Consider the following 2665-nt stretch of genomic DNA (forward strand, 5'->3'; position numbering starts at 1 on the left):
GCGCCGGCCCCGGCTCCCGCTCCCGCCCCGGCCCCCGCACCTGCGCCGGCCCCGGCACCGGCGGCCCGCGCCTACATCGGCTACTCCGGCACCTGGAACACCAGCATCTACGACCTGGTGCCGGCCAACATCCCGAACTACTTCACGCATGTGAACCTGGCCTTCGCGAAGCCGAACACGCCGTACGTGAAGGGCAGCTACGCGTTCGACCAGTCGATCGCCGGCTTCGAGTTCGCCGAAGGCGCGTCCGGCAACAACGGCCAGCGCTTCTTCAGCGCGCAGCAGGCGCAGGACCTGCGCAACAACATCGCGGCGCTGAAGGCACGCGGCACGCAGGTGTGGCTGTCGTTCGGCGGCTGGGCCTACAGCCAGGGCAGCGAATGGGCGAACTACAACGCCCGGGGGGTCGTCGACCTGGCGCTGGACCTCGGCGCGTCGGGCGTCGACCTCGACTGGGAGGTGAACGGCGCGTCGTGCAACAAGCTCGACGCCGCCAACTTCAGCTGCAACACCGATGCGCAGATCGTCGGCATCATCGACGCGACCTACGCCGAGATCCAGTCGCGCGGCGCGAAGCTCGGCATCTCGGTGGCCGGCTGGTCGACCGGCGCCTACTACGTGAAGGGCTCGCCGTTCGAGGAGGGCAAGGTGCAGTGGGGCTCGCCGTTCGGCGGCGTGATGTACACCGCCGTCAAGACGCGCGGCAGCAAGCTGAGCCACGTCAACCTGATGTCGTACGACGGCGGCGACTACTACGACCCGCGTGAAGGCTACGAGTCGTACCGCGCGATCTACAGCGGCCCGATCCACATGGGCATGGAGATCGCACCGGAAGGCGCGGGCGGCGCGGTGCTGAAGATCCCGGCGAACGGCGTGCAGTACGACGCCGAGATGCTGAACGGCAGCAACAACATGGCGACGCCGTACTACAACGTCGAGACGCTGGTGAACTACGTGAAGAACAAGGGCCGCTCGAACGACGGCTTCATGATCTGGCAGATCTGGAAGCAGCGCGTGCACATGCCGGCACCGGCCGGCGCGGCCACCGAGAACTCGGCCGGCCAGTACGTGTGCCGCAACCTGCCGCTGAAGGGGGACTGCAACCAGACGATCCCGAGCCTGCCGAAGCTGTGAAGCTTCCGCAGGGACGGTGACTCAGGGGGCCGTCAGGTTGCCGCCAGGGCGACCGCGTCGGCCCCCGCCGGCGTGCGCATCGGCGCCGCCGGGTCGGTCACCGCACGCCACACCGCCTCGGCGACATCCTGCGCGTGCGTGACCGGCGAGCTGGTGTCGCGCACCGCGGCGAACACGCGTGCCGTGAAGTCCGCATAGGCCTCGTGCGCGCTGCCGGCCATGCGCTGGCGGGCGTTGTCGCCGAAGCTCGTGCCGGGTGCACGCCCCGGGAGCACCAGCCGCACCCGCACGTTGAACGGCGCCAGCTCCAGCGCAAGCGATTCGGTGAACGCGTTCACGGCCGCCTTGCTTGCGGTGTAGACCGACAGCAGCGGCAGCGGCTTCAGCGTGACGCTCGACGTGACGTTGACGACGACGCCGGCGCGCCGCTCGCGAAACTGCGGCAGCACGGCCTGTGTCATCGCGATGGTGCCGAGCGTGTTGGTCTCGAAGATCGCGCGGGCGCCGTCGGGCGTGATGCCTTCGAGCGGCGCCAGCAGGCCGACACCCGCGTTGTTGACGAGCGCATCGACCGGCCCGGCCGCCCCGACGCAGCGGCGGATGCTCTCGGCATCGGTCACGTCGAGCGGCAGCACGCGCAGCCGGTCGGAGGGCGGCAGCAGGTCCTCGCGCGGCGTGCGCATCGTCGCGATGACGCGCCAGCCCTGGTCGAGGAAGTAGCGTGCCGTCTCCAGGCCGAAGCCGGACGAGCAGCCGGTGATCAGGACGGTGGGAACGCTGGATTGGCTGGACATCGGGAACTCCATCTGATTGACGATGCCCGCACGATACGGAGCCGGGACCGGACTGACTACACTCGGGAGTCCGTTGATTTGTCGAGAGAGTCCGGCATGGTCGATCCGTTGGCAGAAGTCGTGTCGATGCTGCAACCCGGGGCACCGTTCTCGAAGCTGGTCGTCGCATCGGCGCCGTGGGCAGTGCGCCGCGCCGAGATGGGCCGGCCGTTCTACTTCGTCGTGCTCGAAGGCGGCTGCCGCCTGACGATGGACGGCCCGGGTGGCGACGAGACGATCACGCTGCAGGAAGGCGACTTCGCGCTGATTCCCGCCGCGCGCGGCTTCGCGACCTCCAGCCTCGACCGGCAGCCACCGCGTGCGGATGAAGCCGTCACCACGCCGATCGCGCCGATGCCCGGCGGGGCGCGCGTCGGCGACCCGAACGGCGCGGTGGATGTGCGCATGCTGGTCGGCAACTGCGTGTTCGGCTCGCCGGACGCGGCGCTGCTGGTGCCGCTGCTGCCGCAGTGGCTGCATGTGCGCGGCGAGCGCCGGCTGTCGACGTTGGTGCAACTGGTCGGCGATGAATCCCGCGCCGAGCGGCCGGCGCGCGAGGTCGTGATGGCCCGCCTGCTCGAGGTGCTGCTGATCGAGGCGCTGCGGGTGCCGGCCGGCAGGTCGGCCGGCACCTCGGCCTCACCGGGCCTGGTGCGCGCGCTGGCCGACCCGAAGCTCGCGCCGGCGCTGCGGCGCAT

The 2665-nt window shown here is 70.2% G+C and carries 3 protein-coding genes; 2 read left to right on the forward strand and 1 reads right to left on the reverse strand.

Going from position 1 to position 2665, the window contains the following annotated elements:
• Positions 1-1134, forward strand: a 1134-nt coding sequence (locus AC1D1T_RS31590; protein WP_477993315.1) for a glycosyl hydrolase family 18 protein, incomplete at its 5' end; no start/stop codon positions are given.
• A 32-nt stretch (positions 1135-1166) separates the two neighbouring features.
• On the opposite strand, the gene AC1D1T_RS31595 is transcribed toward AC1D1T_RS31590, so the two are convergent.
• Positions 1167-1928: an SDR family oxidoreductase gene (locus AC1D1T_RS31595; protein WP_477826468.1), complete on the reverse strand. Its 762-nt coding sequence runs from the start codon at positions 1926-1928 to the stop codon at positions 1167-1169.
• A 96-nt stretch (positions 1929-2024) separates the two neighbouring features.
• On the opposite strand from AC1D1T_RS31595, the gene AC1D1T_RS31600 reads away from it, so the two are divergent.
• A partial coding sequence (locus AC1D1T_RS31600; protein WP_477993317.1) for a cupin domain-containing protein occupies positions 2025-2665 on the forward strand: 641 nt, incomplete at its 3' end.

The organism is Rhizobacter sp. P2_H3 (assembly GCF_056403355.1).

What these genes read in the sequence shown, in the direction of transcription:
- AC1D1T_RS31595 (WP_477826468.1), bottom strand. Translation starts at nt 1,928, where the DNA reads ATGTCCAGCCAATCCAGCGTTCCCACCGTCCTGATCACCGGCTGCTCG.